The 17,969-nt window shown below is 67.9% G+C and carries 18 protein-coding genes; 16 read left to right on the top strand and 2 right to left on the bottom strand.

What is annotated here, in order from left to right; all coding sequences use genetic code 11:
- A complete protein-coding gene (locus QNI11_RS16820) occupies nucleotides 1–990 on the top strand; it encodes an NAD(P)H-quinone oxidoreductase (protein ID WP_283981008.1) in 990 nt (329 codons plus the stop codon).
- A gap of 212 nt (nucleotides 991–1,202) precedes the next feature.
- Nucleotides 1,203–1,871, top strand: coding sequence for a GntR family transcriptional regulator (locus QNI11_RS16815; protein WP_283981007.1), 669 nt, complete (start codon nucleotides 1,203–1,205; stop codon nucleotides 1,869–1,871).
- A 4-nt stretch (nucleotides 1,872–1,875) separates the two neighbouring features.
- Here QNI11_RS16815 and QNI11_RS16810 read toward each other — a convergent pair whose 3' ends face one another.
- Entirely contained in the window at nucleotides 1,876–3,189 is a 1,314-nt protein-coding gene (locus QNI11_RS16810; protein WP_283981006.1) for an amidohydrolase family protein, read from the bottom strand.
- A 214-nt stretch (nucleotides 3,190–3,403) separates the two neighbouring features.
- Here QNI11_RS16810 and QNI11_RS16805 point away from each other — a divergent pair, with 214 nt between their 5' ends.
- The 7 genes from QNI11_RS16805 to QNI11_RS16775 are packed head-to-tail and all read left to right on the top strand — an operon-like array spanning nucleotide 3,404 to nucleotide 10,158.
- A complete protein-coding gene (locus QNI11_RS16805) occupies nucleotides 3,404–4,456 on the top strand; it encodes an extracellular solute-binding protein (RefSeq protein ID WP_283981005.1) in 1,053 nt (350 codons plus the stop codon).
- 14 nt (nucleotides 4,457–4,470) lie between these two features.
- Nucleotides 4,471–5,550, top strand: coding sequence for an ABC transporter ATP-binding protein (locus QNI11_RS16800; protein ID WP_283981004.1), 1,080 nt, complete (start codon nucleotides 4,471–4,473; stop codon nucleotides 5,548–5,550).
- Nucleotides 5,547–6,377, top strand: a complete 831-nt coding sequence (locus QNI11_RS16795; protein ID WP_283981003.1) for an ABC transporter permease — start codon at nucleotides 5,547–5,549, stop codon at nucleotides 6,375–6,377. Before QNI11_RS16800 ends, QNI11_RS16795 begins: the two co-directional genes overlap by 4 nt.
- Entirely contained in the window at nucleotides 6,374–7,174 is an 801-nt protein-coding gene (locus QNI11_RS16790; RefSeq protein WP_283981002.1) for an ABC transporter permease, read from the top strand. Before QNI11_RS16795 ends, QNI11_RS16790 begins: the two co-directional genes overlap by 4 nt.
- 4 nt (nucleotides 7,175–7,178) lie before the next feature.
- Nucleotides 7,179–8,066, top strand: coding sequence for an allantoinase PuuE (locus QNI11_RS16785; protein ID WP_283981001.1), 888 nt, complete (start codon nucleotides 7,179–7,181; stop codon nucleotides 8,064–8,066).
- Nucleotides 8,063–9,412, top strand: a complete 1,350-nt coding sequence (locus QNI11_RS16780) for an amidase (protein ID WP_283981000.1) — start codon at nucleotides 8,063–8,065, stop codon at nucleotides 9,410–9,412. Before QNI11_RS16785 ends, QNI11_RS16780 begins: the two co-directional genes overlap by 4 nt.
- Nucleotides 9,412–10,158 carry an aspartate/glutamate racemase family protein gene (locus tag QNI11_RS16775; RefSeq protein ID WP_283980999.1) on the top strand — a complete coding sequence of 249 codons (747 nt, stop codon included), beginning with the start codon at nucleotides 9,412–9,414 and terminating at the stop codon, nucleotides 10,156–10,158. Before QNI11_RS16780 ends, QNI11_RS16775 begins: the two co-directional genes overlap by 1 nt.
- Nucleotides 10,159–10,247: 89 nt before the next feature.
- Here the strand turns inward: QNI11_RS16775 and QNI11_RS16770 are convergent, their stop codons facing one another.
- The gene (locus QNI11_RS16770; protein ID WP_283980998.1) at nucleotides 10,248–10,925 is read right to left on the bottom strand and encodes a GntR family transcriptional regulator; all 678 of its coding nucleotides are present in this window, start codon (nucleotides 10,923–10,925) and stop codon (nucleotides 10,248–10,250) included.
- 285 nt (nucleotides 10,926–11,210) lie between these two features.
- Between QNI11_RS16770 and QNI11_RS16765 the strand changes: the two genes are divergently transcribed.
- Genes QNI11_RS16765 through QNI11_RS16735 form a run of 7 tightly spaced genes read left to right on the top strand, consistent with a single transcriptional unit; the run spans nucleotide 11,211 to nucleotide 17,968 of the window.
- Nucleotides 11,211–12,266, top strand: coding sequence for a TRAP transporter substrate-binding protein (locus QNI11_RS16765; protein WP_283980997.1), 1,056 nt, complete (start codon nucleotides 11,211–11,213; stop codon nucleotides 12,264–12,266).
- Nucleotides 12,267–12,273: 7 nt separating this feature from the next.
- Nucleotides 12,274–12,861, top strand: a complete 588-nt coding sequence (locus tag QNI11_RS16760) for a TRAP transporter small permease (protein ID WP_100929505.1) — start codon at nucleotides 12,274–12,276, stop codon at nucleotides 12,859–12,861.
- Nucleotides 12,848–14,125 (top strand): TRAP transporter large permease, encoded by a 1,278-nt coding sequence (locus QNI11_RS16755; protein ID WP_283980996.1) that lies wholly within the window; start codon nucleotides 12,848–12,850, stop codon nucleotides 14,123–14,125. Before QNI11_RS16760 ends, QNI11_RS16755 begins: the two co-directional genes overlap by 14 nt.
- The gene (locus tag QNI11_RS16750) at nucleotides 14,125–14,847 is read left to right on the top strand and encodes an aspartate/glutamate racemase family protein (RefSeq protein ID WP_283980995.1); all 723 of its coding nucleotides are present in this window, start codon (nucleotides 14,125–14,127) and stop codon (nucleotides 14,845–14,847) included. The genes QNI11_RS16755 and QNI11_RS16750 overlap by 1 nt, the downstream gene beginning before the upstream one ends.
- Complete coding sequence (locus QNI11_RS16745) at nucleotides 14,844–16,355, top strand: amidohydrolase family protein (RefSeq protein WP_283980994.1); 1,512 nt, start codon at nucleotides 14,844–14,846, stop codon at nucleotides 16,353–16,355. The genes QNI11_RS16750 and QNI11_RS16745 overlap by 4 nt, the downstream gene beginning before the upstream one ends.
- Nucleotides 16,352–17,218 (top strand): polysaccharide deacetylase family protein, encoded by an 867-nt coding sequence (locus tag QNI11_RS16740; protein ID WP_283980993.1) that lies wholly within the window; start codon nucleotides 16,352–16,354, stop codon nucleotides 17,216–17,218. The genes QNI11_RS16745 and QNI11_RS16740 overlap by 4 nt, the downstream gene beginning before the upstream one ends.
- A 3-nt stretch (nucleotides 17,219–17,221) precedes the next feature.
- Nucleotides 17,222–17,968: an aspartate/glutamate racemase family protein gene (locus QNI11_RS16735; RefSeq protein WP_283980992.1), complete on the top strand. Its 747-nt coding sequence runs from the start codon at nucleotides 17,222–17,224 to the stop codon at nucleotides 17,966–17,968.
- Nucleotide 17,969 lies beyond the last annotated feature (1 nt).

Raw genomic sequence — 17,969 nt, 5'->3', positions numbered from 1 at the left:
ATGCCAACCACAATGAACGCCGTTTTCGCCCGTGAGCCGGGTGGCCCCGACGTGCTGGAACTGCGCGCCACGCCGATGCCCGAGCCGCGCGGCGGCGAAGTGCTGATCCGGGTCGAGTCCGCCGGTGTGAACCGCCCCGACCTGCGCCAGCGCCTGGGCGGCTATCCCCCGCCACCGGGCGTGAGCGAGGCGCTGGGGCTGGAAGTCGCAGGCGAGGTCGTGGAGGCTGGCGCCGGCGTGGAAGGCTACCGGCCCGGTGACAAGGTCTGCGCGCTGGTCGCTGGCGGCGGATACGCCGAGTACTGCGTCGCCCCTGTGGAGCAGGTCCTGCCCTGGCCGAAGGGCCTTTCGGCGGTCGAGGCCGCCGCCCTGCCGGAGACGTATTTTACCGTGTGGACCAACCTGTTCCGCATCGGCGGTCTCCGGGAGGGGCAGACGGTCCTGATCCACGGCGGCGCCAGCGGGATCGGGACGACCGCCATCCAGCTTGCGCGAGCCTTCGGGGCGCGGGTCTTTGTCACCGCCGGGACGGAGGAGAAATGCGCCGCCTGTCTGGAGCTGGGCGCAGAGGCCGCGATCAACTACCGCACCTCGAAGTTCGAGGAGGAGATCGCGCGCCTGACGGAGGGGCGTGGCGTCGACGTGATCCTCGACATGATCTGCGCCGATTACCTCGCGCGCAACCTTGCCTCCCTCGCCATCGGCGGGCGGCTGGTCGTCATCGCGTTCCTCGGCGGCGGCAAGGCGGAGGTCGACGTCGAGGGCATGGTCCGCAAGCGGCAGACCCTGTGTGGCAGTACCCTGCGCCCGCAAACCCCTGCCGAGAAGGGCCTGATTGCCGCCGACCTCGCGCAGCACGTCTGGCCGCTGCTGGAAAGCGGCGCGGTGAAGCCGGTCATCCACCGGGTGTTCCCGCTTTCGGATGCCCCGGGCGCGCATCGCGAACTGGAGGCCGGGCAGCACTTCGGCAAGGTCGTCATGACGGTCTGATTGGCTGGACGCGGCGGCCGTCCGGTTGCCGCGTTCCGGGTGCCGACATGGGATTTGAACGGCGCCCGGACGCGGGACCGTTGCGCCCGTGTCTTCGGCACCTCGCGTCCTTCCGGGCGGATTCCGTGAAAAGCCGGTCCTGCCCGCTTGATTTCCCGAAACGCGACAGTGAAAATGGAATGCCATTTTTTGTCAGTGTATCGGATCGTCTGATGGTCGAGGAAATCGAGGGCACACGCGCGACGGACGCGCCCACGGCGACGGCGCAATGGGTGGCCGACATCCTGCGCGACAGGATCGTCAAGGGCGTCTACCCGCCGGGATCGCGCATCGTGGAGCGCAAGATCTCTGCCGAACTCGACGTGTCGCGCACGCCGGTGCGCGAGGCGTTGAAGCTGATCGACGCCGACGGCCTTATCGCGATTTCCCGCAACAAGGGCGCGCAGGTTCTGCAGTACGGCGCCGCCGAGGCGCTGGAACTGTTCGACGTGATCGCCTCGCTGGAAAGCCTCGCGGCGGAGAGGCTGGCCGAGACCATCGACGAGCAGGCGCTGGACACGCTCGAAGAAATGCATGACCGGATGCTGACCTACCACAAGATCGGCAACCACGCGGATTACTTCGACACGAACTCCGAGATCCACGATTTCATCGTGGGACGCTGCGGCAACGGCATCGTGTTCGAGACGCATCGCAGGCTGATGGCGCGGGCGCGGCGCGGGCGGTTCCTGGCGATCATGAAGCCCGAGCGCCTGACAGAGGCCGTGTCGGAGCACGAGGTGCTGATGCAGGCCATGCGGCAGCGCGACCCGGAGCGCGCGGCGCGGGTCTGGCGACAGCACCTGCTGCACACCGGCCAGACCGTCGCCGCGCTTCTCTGACCATTCAGGCGGCTGCGGCCCGGGCCCAGAGCCCGTCCGACACGCGCTGCGCCTCTGCCACCACCTCGGCTGCGTCGACACGGGTCGGTCTGCGGTCGCGGACCAGCCAGTCGCCCTGCACCATGACGTCGGTCACGTTGCCGGCAGAGCCGGAGTGCACGAGGACGCCGACGCCGTCGATGACCGGCCGCAGGTTGGGCGCAAGCGGATCGAGCAGGACCAGATCGGCGGGGTCGCCGACCCGCAGGCGCCCGGTGGCGGCGTGACCCTTCAGCGCGTCCGCCCCGGCGGAGGTCGCCCAGCCGAAGACCTCTGCGGCATCGAGGTCGAAGGACATGCCCGCGCGCCAGCGTGCCGTTGCGATGGCCATGCGCATCGCCTCGAACATGTCGGCGGATTTCGTGTCGGTGCAGAGCGTGATGGTGGCCCCTGCGTCGCGCAGCGCCTTGATCGGCGCGGCGGCCCCGAAGCTGGCGTTGCCGATGGGGGCGTGTGTCACGACACCGCCCACCGCGCCGAAGCGGGCGATGTCGCTGTCGGACATGAAGATGCAATGCGCGGCGATCAGGTCCGGCGAGAGCAGCCCCACGTCGTCCAGGAATTCGGTCGGGGTCATGCCTTCGCGGGCGAGGAGCTGATCCACCTCCATCTGCGACTGGCTGAGGTGGGTGTGCACCTGCTTGCCCGTGCGGTCGGCAAGGGCGCGGAACTCCGTGAACATGTCGCGGGAGCAACTGTCCGGGGCGTGCGGCGCGAGGATGGTGCCGATCCGCTCGTGCCCGTCCCACTTCGCCACGAGGTCGAGTGCGGCGCGCAAGGTTTCTTCGCCCAGGGCGGGGGCGCGTTCGAAGCGGCCCTCGGCCAGGGCGGCGGTGTCCATGTCCATGACGCGGCCGCCGACCATGGCGCGCAGGCCCATCTCGTCTGCGGCGCGGGCCAGCGCCTCCGGGCAGCGGTAGTAGTCGACTATGGTTGTGGCCCCGGCCATCAGCATTTCCAGAACGCCCAGCCGGGCAAGTGCCAGCGTCTCTTCCTCTGACAGCCAGTGCCCCTGCGGAACGCCGGGGATGTAGGCGGGGGCAAAGCCCCTGTCCTCGACCATGCCGCGCACGATCATCAGGGGCGAATGGTTGTGGCTGTTGACGAAGCCGGGCAGGCACAGTGCGCCCTTGGCGTCGGTGACCTCCGCGCCCTCGGGCGTGGCAAGACCTTGGCCGATCTCTGCCACGAATCCGTCGTCGCCGATGACGATCTCCGCGTCCTTCAGGACAGGTGCGCCGGGTGAGACGATCGTGACGTTTATCAAATGGGATGCCATTTTGATTTTCCTTTAGCCTACGAGTTGGGCGTCACCGCCGGAGAGGGCGTAAAATTTGACGTCTTTATGTTTTCGAGCCGCCGATAGCGGGTGGAGCCTCGCATCCGGCCCTCAGAATCGAGCTAAGAAAAATGGCATTCCATTTTCAAGTCGGCAGAAGAACCGGCGTTTCAGACACCGAAATGGTCTCATGACCCGAACAGAGAGGAACGTCATGACACAGATTCAGAAAGCCGGACTCACGCGCCGCACCCTGCTGCGCACCTCCGCCATGGCCGCCGTCGGCACGCTGGCGGCCCCCTCCATCCTGCGCGCCCAATCGAGCGAGATCGTCATCGGCTGCGCCGGCTCGCACACCGCCTGGATGGACGAGATCGTCGCGCCGCACATGAAGGAAACGATCGGCGCCGACATCCTGTTCGAGGGCACGAAGTCGTCCGTGAACCTCGAAAAGATGGCGTCCAACAAGGATGCGCCGTACCTTTCGGTCGTGCAGATGGACGACCCGGTGATGATCCAGGCGGTCGAGGCCGACCTGCTGACCCCGATCACCGCTGACGCCGTGCCGAACATGACCGACCTGCGCGCCGACGCGGTGCATATGGACGGCATGTGGTGCAACTACGTCCAGCCCTGGGCGGGCGTGGCCTACAATACCGATTTCGCCGAGGGCGTGCCGTCGTGGGAGGCGCTCTGGGCGCCGGAGAATGCGGGGCAGGTCATCATCCCGTCACTGCAGAACACCGAAGGCATGTGGACCATGTTCGTCGCCGCGATGCTGGGATCGGGCAAGCCGTTCTCGGAGGCGCAATACGAGGTCGACGCGGCCTTTGCCAAGCTGGAAGAACTGAAGCCGAACCTGCTGTCGGTCTACACGACCATGTCTCAGGCCTTCAACCTGCTGGAGCAGGGCGAGATTTCCATGCTGGCGGGCAACTTCTCGTCCTACACGCTGCCGCGCAAGGCAGAGGGCGTGCCGGTCGACCTGGCCGCGCCGAAGGAAGGCATCTTTGCCATGCCGTCGGGCATCTGCCTCGTGAAGGGCGGGCCGAACCCGGAACTGGCGCAGGCCTACGTCAACGAGATGCTGGGCGAGACCATGCAGGCGGCGATTGCCGATTTCGCATCTTCGGTCCCGGCGAACACCACCGTCACCGCGGGCGCCGTCATCCCCGAGGGCGTTGAGATCTACTCCCCCGACTGGGCCTTCGTCGCCGAGAACCGCCGCGCGTGGATCGAACGCTTCGACAAGCTCATGGCGCTCTGAGGCGGACTGCGGACATGGCTCTGGATCAAGGCAAACCGGTTTCCCGTTACCTCGACGTCGTGGGCGTGGAGAAATCGTTCAAAGGCACACGGGTCATGTCCGACATGAATTTCCGGGTGAACCGGGGGGAGCTTGTGTCTCTCCTCGGTCCCTCGGGCTGCGGCAAGTCCACGCTTCTGCGCATCATCGCCGGTCTTCTGGAGGCGGACGAGGGATCGGTGGTGCTGGACGGCCGCGACATCACGCGGTTTCCCGCGCACAAGCGCAACGTGTCGGTCGTCTTCCAGAACTACGCGCTGTTCCCGCACCTGACCGTGGCCGAGAATGTGGCCTTCGGGCTGCGCGCGCGCGGCATGGGAAAGGGCGCCACGGGTGCGCCCGTGGCGGAGGCGCTGTCGCTGGTGCGCATGACGGAATTTGCCGACCGGCCCATCGCGGCGCTGTCGGGCGGCCAGCAGCAACGGGTCGCCGTGGCGCGCGCGCTGGTGGTCGGGCCGGATCTGCTGCTGCTGGACGAGCCGTTCTCGGCCCTCGACCGCAAGCTGCGCGAGACGATGCAGGTCGAACTGAAGTCCCTGCTTCTGGATCGCGGCATCACCGCCATCTTCGTGACCCACGACCAGGAAGAGGCGATGGGCGTCTCCGACCGGATCGCGGTGATGAACGCCGGCCGGATCGAGCAGTTCGCCGATCCCTCGACGCTTTACGCGCGGCCCACGTCGCCCTTCGTGATGGACTTTGTCGGTCTTTCCACGCGGATCACCGGCACGGTGGCCGAGCAGGCCGGAGGAACGATCACCGTCGATACGCCTTATGGCAAGCTGCGCGCCAAGAGCGACGCCGCCGTCGGCACCCGGGTCCTGCTGGGCGTCCGGCCCGAGCTGATCTCTGTCGGCGCGGGGGAGAACACCATTAGCGCCAGACTGGTTGACGTCATGGTGCTGGGCTCGAAGACCGTGCTGCACGGGGCGGCGCAGGAGGACGACCGGGTGCTGTGCGAACTGCCCGGAATCCGCAGCGGCCTGACCCGCGGACAGGAGGTCACGCTGGGCTGGGGCGTGGAGGACACGCTGGCCTACGAGGTCGCGGCATGACCGCGCGCGTCGACCGCATCGCGCTTCTTGCCGTGCCGGGGCTGGCTTACCTCGCGGTGATCTATGCGCTGCCTCTGCTGATGCTGCTCGCCAAGTCGGTGCAGACGGCCGAGGGGTTTTCGCTGTCGGAATACCGCGCCTTCTTTGCCGATGAATACAACCTGCGTGTCCTCTGGCGGACGCTGCGGGTCGCGGCGCTGACGACCTTGCTGGCGCTCTTCATAGCCTATCCCACCGCCTTCGTCATGAGCCGCGCCAAGGGGCCTTGGCTGACCGTCTTCCTCGTGGCGATGGTGCTGCCCATGTCGCTGGGCGTGGTGGTGAAGGCCTTCGCCTGGTCGATCCTGTTCCGCGCCAACGGCTTCATCAACACGACGCTGCAATGGATCGGCCTGACGGAAAAGCCGGTGCGGATGCTGTTCACCGAAACCGCGCTGGTGATCGGTGCGGCGAATGTCTTCCTGCCGTTCATGGTGCTGCCGATCTACGCCGTGGTGCGCCAGCTTGACCGGGGTCTGCCGGAGGCGGCGGCCTCGCTTGGCGCCGGGCCGTTCTTCCGGTTCTTCAACGTCACGCTGCCGCTGACCCTGCCGGGCGTGGTGGCCGGGTCGGCCTTCACCTTCTCCATGGCCATCTCGATGTACGTGATCCCCTCTCTGATCGTGGGCGAGCGCCAGCAGACCCTGTCGATGCTGATCGCCCGCAGCTTCCTCTACCTGCGCAACGAGCCGTTGGGGTCGACCATATCCGCCGTGCTGCTGGCCATCGCGATCTTCGTGGTCGTGTTCTCGAGCTGGCTGGCCCGTCGCCTCGGAGCGCGCCAATGACCCAGACCGACCGCATCTTCCGTGTCCTGAGCTGGATCGTCGCCCTCGCTTGCGTCGTCTTCCTGATGCTGCCGATCTTCATCACGGTGGCCGCGTCCTTCTCGGCCTCGCCGGTCTACACGCTGCCGCCGCCGGAATGGTCGCTGCGCTGGTACGCCTCGCTGGAACGGCGCTCGGGCCTTTGGGACGCGGTGGTGCTGTCGCTGAACCTGGCCTTCGTGTCGACGCTGATCTCGCTGGTGCTGGGCACGCTTGCCTCCATCGCTGTGACGCGCGGCAACTTCCGGGGGCGGGAGGCGATTGCCACATTCGCCGTCTCGCCGCTGATGATGCCGGGGCTGGTGGTGGGTGTCGCGCTCCTGCAGTTCTTCCGCGAGATCGGGCTGCGCGACGCCTATGTCTCGTTGCTGCTGGGGCACATCGTCATCACCTTGCCCTTCGTGATGCGCACGCTGCTGGCGTCGATGGCGCAATTCGATTTCTCGATGATCGACGCGGCGCGTACGCTGGGGCTGAGCTATCCGAAGGCGATCCTGAAGGTGCTGGTGCCGAACCTTGCGCCGGCCTACCTGACCTCGGGCCTCTTCGCCTTCCTCGCGTCGATGGACAACTACCCGATCTCCATCTTCCTGACCGACGCGCGCAACAAGACGTTGCCGATCAAGATGCTGCAATACCTCGAGGAACAGCCCGATCCGTCGCTGGCGGCCATGTCGTCGGGGCTGATCCTGCTGGCGATCCTTGTGCTGGTCTTCGGCGCGCGCACGGTCGGCCTGAACCGCATGATCCAGGGGTGAGGACATGAACGACCGACGCGATTTCAAGGGCTACTTCGGTGCAGAGCCCGCGCCCTGCTGGCCAAAGGCCGCGCGGCTTGCGGTGTCCTTCGTGGTGAACGTGGAAGAGGGGGCGGAGCTGTCCATCGGCGACGGAGACCCGCGCAACGAAAGTGTCTACGAGATCCGCGAGGAGGTGGAGGGCGCACCCGATCCGTGCATGGAGACGCACTTCGCCTACGGCACGCGGCAGGGATATGCGCGCATCGCAGGCGCCTTCGACCGCTACGGGGTTAAGGCGACCTTTTCGACCTGCGGCCGGGTGGCGGAACGCAGCCCCTGGCTGATGCAGGACATCGTGGCGCGCGGGCACGAGGTGTCCTGTCACGGCTGGCTCTGGCAGCGGCACGCGCACATGACAAGGGCAGAGGAAGAGGCAGATATCGAGCGCACCCATGCCGCGATCAGGGCGGCCTGCGGCGTGGCGCCGGTGGGCTGGCACACGCGCTCTGCGCCTTCGGTCAACACGCGCGATATTCTGATCGCGCGTGGCGATTTCCTTTATGACAGCGACGTTTACGACGACGACATCCCGCGGATGGCCGGTGGTCACGTGATCCTGCCCTACGCGTTCGACACAAACGACATGCGGTTTTCGCCCGGTGGCGGCTTCGTCCAGGCCCGGGATTTCAGCGAGTACGTGATCGGTGCCTTCGACCGGCTGTATGCCGAGGGTGGGAGGGCAGCGCGCATGATGTCCATCGGCCTGCACCTGCGCCTGATCGGGCGGCCGGGCCGGATCGGCGGGCTGGAGGACGTGCTGGCCCATATCGCGGCGCATGACGACGTCTGGATCGCCCCGCGGCGCGAGATCGCGGCCTGCTGGGCCGGGGCGCAGAAAGGCGCGGCATGAATCCCATGGACCTCTCCGCCGCGGAACTTGCCGCGCGTGTCCGTTCAGGCAAGATGACCCCGGCGCAGGTGGCCGGGGCTGCGCGGGCGCGCGTGGCGGAGCGCAATCCGGCGCTGAACGCGATGACGGCCCTGAACCCCGCACTGGAGGATGAGGCGGCGGATGTGGCCGCGCGTCTCGCCGCCGGAGAGGATCTGCCGCTCGCGGGCGTGCCGGTGGTCATCAAGGACAACATCTGGGTCAGGGGACTGCCGGTCACGCAAGGGTCCCGCCTGTTCGCGGATTTCGTCGCCCCGGAGGACGCGCAGGCCGTACTGAGGCTGCGCGCGGCGGGGGCCATGATCCTCGGCATCGCGACCTGTTCGGAGTTTGCCTGCAAGGGCGTGACCAACACGCCGCTACACGGCAAGACCCGCAACCCGGTGGACCCGGACCTCACCACGGGCGGATCGTCCGGCGGGCCGGTGGCTGCGGTGGCGGCGGGCATGGCGCCGCTTGCACTCGGCACGGATGCGGGCGGGTCGTCCCGGCGTCCCCCGGCGCACACCGGCCTTTACGGCTTCAAGCCGACGCAGGACCTCGTTCCTTACGGGCCCGGCTTCGAGGAGCCGGTGGACGGCATCTCGGTCATCTGCCCGATTGCGCGGACGCTGGAGGACATCGCGCTTGCCATGTCGGTTCTGGCCGACCTGCCCCCCGGCACGCCCATCCCCGGCCCCTATGCGTGGAGCGCGGATTTCGGCCTTGGCCAGCGCCTCGACACGGACGTCGCCGCCGCCTTCAACACGTTTGTCAGGTGCCTTGAAACGCATGGGTTCGGGATGACCGAGGCGGCGCCGGAGTGGCAGGGGCTGAACGGAGGCTCCGTCATGGCCTTGCAGCACGCCGGTCTCGCGCGGTTGTCCGGTGCGGCCTGGCAGGAGGACCCGTCCGTCTTCGACCCGGACCTGGTCGTGCAGATCGAGACCGGGCTGGGACTGGAAGACGAGACCGTCGCGCAGGCGAAAAGCGCATCTGCCCGCATGGGCGCGATCCTGAACGGCTTTCTCGGCCGCTTCCGCGTGGTTGTGGTGCCGACGACGCCGTGTCCCGCCTGGCCCGTCGATCAACTGGCCCCGCAGGAGATCGGCGGACAGCCCTGTGCGCCGCGGGATCATGCGGCCTTTACTCCGCAGGCCAACCACGCGGGTTGTCCCGCGCTGACGATCCCCTTTGCCCGCACACACGCGGGCCTGCCCATCGGGCTTCAGATCATTGCCGCGCGGGGGCGCGACGCCGACCTCCTTGCGACCGCACGGACCATCACGGCCGCCTTGGCCCCGAAAGAGCACGAAAGGGCCACCTGATGCGCATTCTGCTGGTCAATCCCAACATGACACAGGCCATGACGGACACCATGTCCGACATAGCCCGCAACCTTGCCGGCGACCGGGCAGAGATCGTGCCGCTGACGGCGACGACCGGGTTCCCCTACATCGCCTCGCGGGCGGAGGCGCAGGTCGCAGGCGGCATAGCACTGGGTATGATCGCCGAGCACATCGAGGACATAGACGCGGTGATCATTGCGGCCTTCGGCGACCCCGGGCTGGCTGCCGCGCGGGAGGTGTTCGACGTGCCCGTTGTGGGCATGGCAGAGGCCGCCGTGCTGACCGCCGCCATGCTGGGAGAGCGGCTGTCCATCGTCACCTTTTCCCCGGTGATGCGGCGCTGGTACACCGACTGCGTTCACGCGACCGGGCTGGGCGCGCGCTTTGCCGGGGTGCGCACGCCGGATGCCCATGGCGACGACGTGGCCAATGCCGCGCGGGACATGCGCGCCGAACTGGTGGCTTTGGCGCGGCGCGCCGTGGCCGAGGACGGTGCCGACGTGGTCATTCTTGGCGGCGCGCCGCTGGCGGGGCTTGCGCCGGAGGTGGCCTCGGAGATCCCGGCCATCGTCATCGACCCCATCGCCGCCGCCGTGGCGCAGGCCATGACGCTGGCCTCCCTGCGCCTGCGTCTTGAGGGCAGGGCGTGCAAGCCGGTCGCCAAGGGGTCTGTCGGGCTGCCGCCCGCGCTGTCGCGTGTGATCGCGCATGAGGCGGCGGGGTAGAGCGGGCAAGGCGCGGAGGTCGCGATGAAGAGTGCCGCCATCCGTCAGGGCCGCCGGGCCGTGTCCCGTCGAAAGGCCTGCACAGGCGGTCAGCGGTTGAAGATCTCTTCGAGGCTGGGCCGCTCCGCGTGGACGGGTTCGAGGTCGAGGGTCGCCGCGATGCCGTCGATATGCGCCTTGATCACCGCGTCGAGAAGGTCGGTGTCGCCGCCGGTCAGCGCCCCCACGATCTCGGCGTGTTCGTCATGAGAGCAACTGCCTTGGTCGGGGACCTCGTAAAGCTGGATGATCAGCGATTCACGCGCGATCAGGTCGGCGAGGTAGCGGGCCAGGATGGTGTTGCCGGAGATCTGGGCAAGCAGCAGATGGAACTCTCCGGACAGGGCGATCATGCGTTGGCGGTCGCCGCTGGCGTGGGCCGCCTTCTCCTTCTCGATGTGCGCGCGCAGCCGTCCCGTCGCCGTGGCGTCGATGCGGGCCGCGGCCTCGTGGGCGATGGCGCGTTCGATGCAGTGGCGGGCGACGAAGAGGTCGGCGGCGTCCTTCACCGTCGGCTGCGCGACAGAGGCGCCGCGGTTGGGCTGATGATCCACCAGACCGTCGAAGGCCAAGCGCGCCAGCACCTTGCGGATCGTGCCGCGGGTCGTGTCGAAGATCCGGCACAGCTCCACCTCGCGCAGCCGCTGGCCGGGCAAGAGCTGCCGGTCGCCGATGGCGGTGCGGATTCGTTCGTAGACTTCTGTCTCTGCGACGTTGAGGCGGGCCAATTGCGATCTCGTATGGCTGTGACGCGTGAATCTTAGGCACTGGCCGGGAGGCACGCAATCCTGCCCTGTTCGGGCCCGGAAACGGGGTGTTTCAGTTAGGTATATGAAAATGCGTGAAAATATCCAGTTCCGCATCCACCTTCACCGGCTTGGCGCAAAAATTGCGCACAAAATAAATTTGAATTGTTAACAATCCTGCCCCTTGATTGAGCGGTCGGCGCCGTAACCGTTCTGATGTCTGAGCGGGCGCCACGGATTTCACCTCTGCAACAGGAGCTCCCTGCCATGCCTCGTCTTTCCCGTGTCTCGATTCTCTCGCTGGCGGCTGCTGCCGGTCTGGCCCTGACGGCCCCCGCCGAAGCCCAGTCCCTGCGCTGGCTGACCCAAAGCCAGGAAAGCGCCGCGCAATACCCCGCCGAGATCGCCGCCATCGAAGCCGCAGGAGAGGCGGGCTTCGAAGTCACCCGGAACGAATTCCAGGTGCTGGGCGTGAACCTTGCCGATGCGCTGCGGCTGGTGGGCTCGGGCGCTTTCGACCTTGCCACGGTGCAGGTGGGCAGCGCCGCGAAGGACGATCCGTTCCTCGAAGGCATCGACCTGATCGGCGTCTCGACCGACATGGAGGACCTTAAAGGCGCGGTCGATGCCTACCGCGAGGCCTTCAACGCCCGGCTGGGCGAGAAGTTCGGCGCCAAGGCCATGGCGATCTGGCCGTTCGGCCCGCAGGTCTTCCTGTGCAACGCCGACATGTCCACGCTGGGCGATCTGGACGGGCTGAAGGTGCGGTCCTTCACCGCCTCGATGTCGATGCTGCTGGAAGAGCTGGGCGCGACCCCCGTGACCCTGTCCTTCCCCGAGGTCTATCCGGCCCTGCAGCGCGGCGTCGCCTCCTGCGGCGTGACCTCGCCCACCTCGTCCAACACCGGCAAGTGGCCGGAGGTGACGACGCACCTTTACCCGCTGTCGGTGTCCGGGTCGGTGCAGGCGCATGTGGTCAACCTCGACTGGCTGAACGGCCTCGACGACGACAAGCGCGCGGCCTTCGAGACGGTCATGGCCGATCTGGAGGCGGCGCTTTGGGAGCTGGCGATCACCACCAACGGCACGGCGCAGGCGTGTTCCACCGGCGGCGAGTGCCCGGAAGGGATCTACACATCCTACGACATGACGCTGGTGCCGGTTTCGGACGAGGACAAGGCGAAGGTGGCCGAGATTTCCGCCACGAAGATCCTGCCGGAGTGGGGCGCGCGGTGCGAAGCCTCCTACGAGGAGTGCGTGGACCTGTGGAACGAGACCGTGGGCGCGGCGCGCGGCCTGACCATCTCGCTCGACACGCAGTAAGCGGATCATGATCCGGACGCTGGGCCTTGCCCGGGGACTGGCCTTCGCACTCGCGCTTGTCGCGGGTGCGTCGGTCCTCGTCCTCGCGGTGCTGATCTTCATCGACATCATCGGGCGGGACGTCTTCGGCGTCTCGATCCAGGGCACGGACGAACTGGGCGGCTATGTGCTGGCCTTCGTCGGTTCGCTCGGCCTGTCCCTGACGCTGCTGAACCGGGGGCATCCGAAGATCGACATCTTCCTGCGGATGTTCCCGCCTGGCCTGCGCGCCGCGCTGCATGTGCTGGCGCAGGCCACCATCGCGGCGCTTGGCCTGTTCATGACGTGGCACGCCTGGGGCGAGCTGTCTGAGACGATGCGTTTCGGCGCGGTCACGAACACGCCGTTGCAGACGCCGCTCTGGGTGCCGCAGGCGATCTGGGTGGCGGGGACGGCGATCTTCGCGCTGGTCGCCTGCCTGACCACGGCGCATGGGCTCTGGCTGCTGCGGACCGATCCCCGCGCCGTCGAGGCACGCTACGGCCCGCCCACCGTCGACGAGGAAGTCGGCCACTACATCGACCACACCGGGGAGAGCGACGATGCTCGGAATTGAAGGCGCGGCCATCGGCTTCGGCCTGCTGCTGTTCCTGCTGTTCATCGGACAGCACATTGCGACGGCTCTGTTCATCGTGGCGCTGACCGGCGCGTGGCTGTTCTTCGGGGACGCGATGCTGCGGCCCTTCGGGACGATGATGTGGGGCACGCTGAACAATTTCCTGCTGGTCGCCATTCCGCTGTTCGTGCTGATGGGAGAGATCCTTGTCCGGGGCGGCGTGACCGAGCGCATGTACCGCGCGCTGGCCGACTGGACGCGGCCCCTGCCCGGGGGCCTCTTGCACACCAACATCGCCGCCTCGACGGTCTTTGCCGCGATCTCCGGCTCTTCCGTGGCCACGGCGGCGACCATCGGAACGGTGGCCTTCCCGACCTTCCGCCGGCAGAATTACTCCGAGGCCTGGGTGGCCGGCAGCGTGGCTTCGGGTGCGACGCTGGGCATTCTCATCCCGCCGTCGATCAACCTGATCATCTACGGCGCGATCACCAACACCTCCATCGGGGCGCTGTTCCTTGCCGGCATCCTGCCGGGCATCGTGCTGGCGCTGGCCTTCATGGGCGTGATCATCGTGGCGAGCCTGCTGAACCCAGCCGTCGCCGGACGGCCCGAGCGCATGGCCCCCTGGCCCGAGCGCCGCAAGCGGCTGGGCGACCTCCTGCCGCCGCTGGCGATCTTCGTGCTGGTCATGGGGTCGATCTACCTCGGCTTCGCCACCCCGACCGAGGCCGCGGGCGTGGGCGTCGTGGGCGCGCTGGTCCTGACCGGCGCCTACCGCTCCCTCACCTGGCCGATTCTGCGCGAGGCGATGCTGTCGACCGTGACGACCACCGCGATGACGCTGCTGATCCTCGTGGCGGCCTTCTACCTGAACTTTATCCTTGGGGTGCTGGGCGTCCCTGCGCAGGTCTCGGCCTTCGTCTCGGGGCTGGAGGTCGGCCCGGTCACGATGCTGATGCTGCTGGTGGTGCTCTACCTGATCCTCGGCTGCTTCCTCGACGCGCTGGCGATGATGATCGCGACGATACCGATCGTCCTGCCGGTGGTCACACACCTTGGCTATGACAGTGTGTGGTTCGGCATCTTCCTCGTGATGATGTGCGAACTGGCACTGATCACGCCGCCCGTGGGCATGAACCTCTACGTCACGCAAAGCGTGCGCGGACGGGGGCAGGTCGGCACGGTCATCCTCGGCGTGCTGCCGTTCCTTGCCTGTATCCTCGCGGTCGTGGCACTGATCGCGATCTTTCCGGGGCTGTTGTGATGCGGCTGCTGGCGTTGAACCCGAACACCTCGGCCGAGGTGACCGAGGCCTTCGTGGCCGAAGCCCTGCGCATCGCGCCGTCCGGCGTCTCCGTCGAGGGCGTCACAGGCGGCTTTGGCGCGCGCATCGTGACGACGGAGGCAGAAAATCTGATCGCCGCCCATGCCGCGCTGGAACTGGCCGCCCGACATGCGGAGGGGTTCGACGGGGTGATCCTCGCCATTTCCTTCGACACGGCCCTGCGGGCCCTGTCTGAGCTGCTGCCGGTGCCGGTCACAGGACTGACGGAGGCGGCGCTGGCTGCAGCAGGGGAAGCGCCGGTCGGCGTGGTGATCTTCGGCGCGTCGAGCCTGCCGCTCTACCAGCGCCTTCTCGACGGCTACGGATACGCGCCTGTCGCATGGGAGGTGATCGAGTTCGCCACCCGGGCGGAGTACCTGAACTCCGAGGCGCGGGACGACGCGGTGTTGGCGGCCGTGGAAAGGCTGGCAGAGGCCGGGGCCGCTGCGGCGGTCATCCTTGGCGCGGCCATCGTCGGCATGGCTGCGCGCCTCGCCCCGCGCGCCGCCATTCCGGTCAGCGACGGGGCGGCGGCGGTCGCGCTCAGCGTCGCGCGTGTCGCAAAGGGCCCAGCGTTGCCCACTCGCCCGACGCCCATTGCCGAAACCATAGGCCTTTCCCCGGCCCTGACCCGGCTGATCGCCGGAGACGTCCCGTCATGACCAGCACGCTGTTCCGGAACGTGCACTTGCTCGACCGCGAGAGCGACGACGGGATGACCGCGGCGACGGCCCTTCTGGTGACCGATGGCCGGATCGTCGGTTCCGGCGACGCCTTGACTGTGCCGCCCGGCGCGACGGTCATCGACGGCAAGGGCGACCTGCTGATGCCCGGTCTGATCAACGCGCATTTCCATTCGTCCGTGAACCACATGAAGGGGCGTCTGCCCTGCCTGCCGCTCGAACTCTTCATGCTCTACGAAAGCCCCGCGCTGGAAACCCTGCGCCCGACGCCCCGGCAGGCATATTTGCGGACTATGCTCGGCTGTATCGAGATGCTGCGCGGCGGGACGACGGCGGTGATGGACGACTGCTTCTTCGTCCCCGAACCCACGCCCGAAATCATCGATGCCGTGGCGCAGGCCTATGCCGACAGTGGCATCCGCGCGACGCTGGCCCTGGACGAGCCCGAACTGTCGGAGCTGGAAAAGCTGCCCTTCCTCGACGAACTGGCACCCGCGCACCTGCGTCCGCAACTGGCGCGCCGTCCGAAGCTGGGCGCGCAGGACCTGCTGGCGCTTTACGACCACCTGATCGGGCGTTGGCATGGCGTGGAGGAGGGGCGGATCGGTGCTGCGGTCTCCTGCTCGGCGCCGCAGCGTGTCAGCCCGGACTATTTCGCCGCACTCGACGCTTTGAGCCGCCAGCACGATCTGCCGGTCTTTGCCCACATGCTGGAGACAAAGCTGCAGCGCGTCCTCGGCCAGGAAAAGTTCGGCGGACGGTCCCTTGTGCGTTACACGCATGATCTGGGCCTCCTGTCCGACCGGATGCAGGTGATCCATGCGATCTGGGTCGACGGCGAAGACCTCGACCTGATCGCGGCGGCGGAGGCGAAGGTGGCACACAACCCGATCAGCAACCTGCGGCTCGGCTCCGGCGTGATGCCCCTGCGCGAGATGCTGGACCGCGGGATTTCCGTTTCGCTCGGCGTGGACGAAGCCATCGCCGATGACGCGGTGAACATGTGGTCGGTGATGAAGACCGCCGGGATGATCCACACCCTGTCCGGTGACGATCCGGGCCGCTGGCCCACGGCGCGCGATGTGCTGCACGCGGCGACGGTCGGCGGTGGTGAGGTGATGCGACGTCCCGGCCTTGGGACGCTGGACGCGGGCGCACCGGCGGACCTGATCCTCGTCGACCTGTCGTCGCTGGCCTTCCTGCCGATGAACGACCTCGTCCGCCAGCTTGTCCATGTGGAAAACGGCAGTTCGGTCCGGCTGACCATGGTGGCCGGCCGCGTTGTGGCGGAAGGCGGGCGCGTCACGTCGGTGGACGAGGCTGCGTTGCTGGCCGAGGCGCGCGAGGTCTTCGGCGGGATGGCTCCGATCCTGCGCCGTGCTGCGGATGAAGTGTCTGAGCTGCTGCCGGTCTATCGCGCGATGCACGACCACGCGGCTCTGCGCGATGTCGGCATGACCCGCAAGCTGACAAGGGGGCTGGCATGACCCTGTCGTGGTCCTATTCCGCGCTTCCTGCGCGCCCCGAAGGCACATGGCCCAACGGCGCGCAGGTTGCGCTCTGGGTGGCGGTGGGGGTCGAGAGCTACCGGCCCGACGATGGCATGACGGAGGATATCCTGCCGCGTGGCGCTGCGCCGGACCTAGTGAACGCCGCCTGGCGGGACTACGGCAACCGGGCAGGGGCGTTCCGCCTGTTCGACCGGCTGGCCGCCGCGGGCATCCGCCCGGCTGTCCTGCTGAACACCGATGTCTATGACGAGGCGCCCGAGGTCCTGACCGCCGCCCGCGCCGTGGGGGCCGAGATCGTGGGGCACGGGCGCTCCAACTCCGACAGCCTGGCGGCGCTGCCCGAAGGCGCTGAGGCGGGCTATGTCGCGGATGTCCTTTCGCGGATCGCCGCGGAAGAGGGGGCCGCGCCCGGCGGCTGGTCCTCGCCTTGGCTGGCGCATACGCCGACCTCGCTGGCCAGCCTTCAGAGCGCAGGCTACCGCTACCTGCTGGACCTGCGGCTGGACGACCAGCCGGTGTGGCTGAGGGCCGGGTCGGGGCGCCTCCTGAGCATCCCCTATGCCGCCGAGCTGAACGACAGCACCACCATGATCGGCCGCCAGGCGGACGCGCGCAGCTTTGCCGCCATGATCCGGGACGAGGCGGCGGAACTGCTGGCATCGAAGCACCCGGTTGTGATGAGCGTCGTGCTGCACAGCTTCATATCCGGCCAGCCGTGGCGGCTGCGGCCCGTGGCCCAGGCGCTGGCCGAGGTGGCGGGGACGGACGGCGTCTGGTGTGCCACCCCGTCCGAGATCTACGACGCGGTCCTGGCGGACCCGGCGCTGGCGGTCGGGTGATTCATGCGCATCCTCTTTGCCAACCCCAACACGTCGGAGGCCATGGCCGGGGTCATGGCGGCTGAGGCCCGGCGCATCGCCGCGCCAGATACGGTGATCGACGTGTGCTCGGCCCCCTTCGGATCGGCTTATATCGCCACCCGGGGGGAGGCGGCAGTGGCCGGTCACGCGCTCCTGTCGGCGCTGGCCCGGCACTACGACGGCCATGACGTGGTGATCGTCGGGGCCTTCATCGTGCCCGCGGTCACGGCGGCTGCGAAGGAAATGTGCCCCGTGCCGCTGATCGCCACGGGCGAGGCAGGGCTGGCGGCGGCGTCGCTCTTGGGGCAGGCGCTCTCGATCCTGTCCATCGGCGCACCCGCACGGCGGATGACGGAGGAGACGGTGGCCGCCACCGGGCTGTCGGACCGCGTCGTCTCGATCCGCGACATCGGCCTGACCGGGACGGAACTGACCGAGGATCAGCCGCGCGGCGATGCGGCGGCCATTGCCCTGTCGCTGGCCGCGGTGGAAGAGGACCGCGCCGATGTCATCGTGCTTGGCGCAGGCTCGATGGAGGGGATGGCCGCCCGTATCCAGCCGGAGGTGCCGGTGCCCGTCGTCTCGCCGGTGGGCGCGGCGGTCTGCATGGCCGAGATGATCCACCGGCTGGGTCTGCCGAAGGCCTCCGCCGGTGGTCTTGCCCGGCCTTCCGGGATCGCGATGACCGGACTGGACCCGGCGTTGACGCGCTTCTTCCGCGGGGACTGAC

The sequence above is a fragment of the Sagittula sp. MA-2 genome (genome assembly GCF_030126985.1).
Taxonomy (GTDB): Bacteria; Pseudomonadota; Alphaproteobacteria; order Rhodobacterales; family Rhodobacteraceae; genus Sagittula.
This window is presented reverse-complemented; position numbering and strand designations above follow the sequence as displayed.

Coding starts and splice junctions, on each gene's coding strand:
- QNI11_RS16735 (WP_283980992.1), top strand. CDS start 17,222: ATGCGCATCCTCTTTGCCAACCCCAACACGTCGGAGGCCATGGCCGGG.
- QNI11_RS16785 (WP_283981001.1), top strand. CDS start 7,179: ATGAACGACCGACGCGATTTCAAGGGCTACTTCGGTGCAGAGCCCGCG.
- QNI11_RS16790 (WP_283981002.1), top strand. CDS start 6,374: ATGACCCAGACCGACCGCATCTTCCGTGTCCTGAGCTGGATCGTCGCC.
- QNI11_RS16810 (WP_283981006.1), bottom strand. CDS start 3,189: ATGGCATCCCATTTGATAAACGTCACGATCGTCTCACCCGGCGCACCT.
- QNI11_RS16805 (WP_283981005.1), top strand. CDS start 3,404: ATGACACAGATTCAGAAAGCCGGACTCACGCGCCGCACCCTGCTGCGC.
- QNI11_RS16795 (WP_283981003.1), top strand. CDS start 5,547: ATGACCGCGCGCGTCGACCGCATCGCGCTTCTTGCCGTGCCGGGGCTG.
- QNI11_RS16775 (WP_283980999.1), top strand. CDS start 9,412: ATGCGCATTCTGCTGGTCAATCCCAACATGACACAGGCCATGACGGAC.
- QNI11_RS16765 (WP_283980997.1), top strand. CDS start 11,211: ATGCCTCGTCTTTCCCGTGTCTCGATTCTCTCGCTGGCGGCTGCTGCC.
- QNI11_RS16820 (WP_283981008.1), top strand. CDS start 1: ATGCCAACCACAATGAACGCCGTTTTCGCCCGTGAGCCGGGTGGCCCC.
- QNI11_RS16780 (WP_283981000.1), top strand. CDS start 8,063: ATGAATCCCATGGACCTCTCCGCCGCGGAACTTGCCGCGCGTGTCCGT.
- QNI11_RS16740 (WP_283980993.1), top strand. CDS start 16,352: ATGACCCTGTCGTGGTCCTATTCCGCGCTTCCTGCGCGCCCCGAAGGC.
- QNI11_RS16755 (WP_283980996.1), top strand. CDS start 12,848: ATGCTCGGAATTGAAGGCGCGGCCATCGGCTTCGGCCTGCTGCTGTTC.
- QNI11_RS16800 (WP_283981004.1), top strand. CDS start 4,471: ATGGCTCTGGATCAAGGCAAACCGGTTTCCCGTTACCTCGACGTCGTG.
- QNI11_RS16745 (WP_283980994.1), top strand. CDS start 14,844: ATGACCAGCACGCTGTTCCGGAACGTGCACTTGCTCGACCGCGAGAGC.
- QNI11_RS16750 (WP_283980995.1), top strand. CDS start 14,125: ATGCGGCTGCTGGCGTTGAACCCGAACACCTCGGCCGAGGTGACCGAG.
- QNI11_RS16760 (WP_100929505.1), top strand. CDS start 12,274: ATGATCCGGACGCTGGGCCTTGCCCGGGGACTGGCCTTCGCACTCGCG.
- QNI11_RS16815 (WP_283981007.1), top strand. CDS start 1,203: ATGGTCGAGGAAATCGAGGGCACACGCGCGACGGACGCGCCCACGGCG.